Genomic DNA, 1,598 nt, shown 5'->3' on the forward strand with positions numbered 1-1,598 from the left:
CCAACTTTCACCCTTGGTTATGACAACAGCCAAAAACATCCATAATTTTTTTCTGCTCCTCAGTCATAGAACTCGTTCTTTTTAGCAGCTTATCTCCATGGTGGATTTTTACAGTGTAAACATTCTCCAAAAGCTCTTTTATCTTATCAAAACTATAATTCAGCTCTTTGTCCTTGAGTTCCGCTTCGATATATGTTGCCACGAGGTAAGCAAGATGGCAAAGCATCACAAAAGCTCTTATTTTTTTATCTAACTGAAACCTCAATGGCTTAACATTGAGAACATTTTTCATTGTTTGAAAGCCCTTTTCAATTCTGTCTCTCTCGAAATATGCTTTTACTGCCTTTTCTTTTGGCATGGAAGTATCGGAGCAGTAAATGACATAAATTCCGTCATATTTCTCTGCTTCTTCAAGTTTATCGTAATCGATTTTCCACTCTTTCCCATTTTTTAAAAGATATTTCTTAAGACCATCCTTAATCGGCTTCCCCTTTTTCTTTTTTTCAATAGCTTCTATCACTTCATCATAACGATGCTCTTTGATAGAGACTTTCAACTTTTCATTGAAACAAATAAGAAGCTTCCCCTTCTCTTTTTGGATCTCTTTTACATATACTTTTGATCCAGAAAGCTTGACAATGTCTTTAACAGATGAAGATAAATTTTCCAGGACAATTTTCTTCAAACCCTCATGCATCGGCATTCTTGAGATCACACCGAAGCCCAGGTCTTCTACATCGGCTATGGTTTTAACGTCTGCAATTCCGGCATCAAATATAAGTACTGCATTTGTTCTACCAAATACTTTGAGCTTCTCTGCTATCTGAAAAAGTGTTTTTTTCTGAGGAAAATTCCCTGAAAAAATCTCATGAAATATAGGAAAACCATATTTTCCTTCAATGCATAGCCCTATATTTATCTGTGGAGAAAACTCAGGATAGCCTATTTTGGCAAGAGTTGAGCGATAACCGTTAAGGGCAATGCTGGTGATATCATAGAATAGTGTCTCATTGCTGTACTTTTCTTTGAGATTTTCATAAACATTTTGTTCTATAACTTCTTTATGTTCCTCTAAAAAATCCAGGGTTGCATCAATTCTTTTCCTGTTGAAAGGAAGTTCTGCTTTTATAAAGTCAGGATCAATGTTTTCAATCTGATGCCCCATCTTTGAAATGCTCGAGGGAGCACACAAATGCATTAATAGGATTGTATCCAGGTCTTCTTTGTATTTTTCTATCATATCCTTGAGTTTTAATTGCTCTATTGTTTTTGAAACAATAGCTGGCAATCCAAATCGAAACACTTTGTCTACAGTTATGGCTTTTTGAGAAGACTTTACTTTCCCGTTTTCATCTAACGTCCCCAAATATCGCAGGTATTTGTGCTTTACTTTTCCATCCTTATCTCTGTATCCCTCTACCTCTATTGCATAGGTTTTTCCTTTCTTTTTGATCTTCTTTATAAAACTCATAGTTGTCATTTAATATATGACAATAAAGTAAATATATTTTTCGGTTGAGATGTAAAAAATGCAGGTTACTGCTTTAGAAAAAATAAATTTTCAGATTTTGTTGTCAGAAGTTTGGGGTAAAGTTGGG

General features: G+C 34.7%; 1 protein-coding gene. It reads right to left on the reverse strand.

The window, feature by feature from the left end:
- Positions 1–7 precede the first annotated feature (7 nt).
- Positions 8–1,471: an IS1634 family transposase gene (locus MNV_RS15280; protein WP_179294018.1), complete on the reverse strand. Its 1,464-nt coding sequence runs from the start codon at positions 1,469–1,471 to the stop codon at positions 8–10.
- Between the last annotated feature and the right edge of the window lie 127 nt (positions 1,472–1,598).

Origin of the sequence: Candidatus Methanoperedens nitratireducens (assembly GCF_900196725.1) — an archaeon.
Classification (GTDB): domain Archaea; phylum Halobacteriota; class Methanosarcinia; order Methanosarcinales; family Methanoperedenaceae; genus Methanoperedens; species Methanoperedens nitroreducens_A.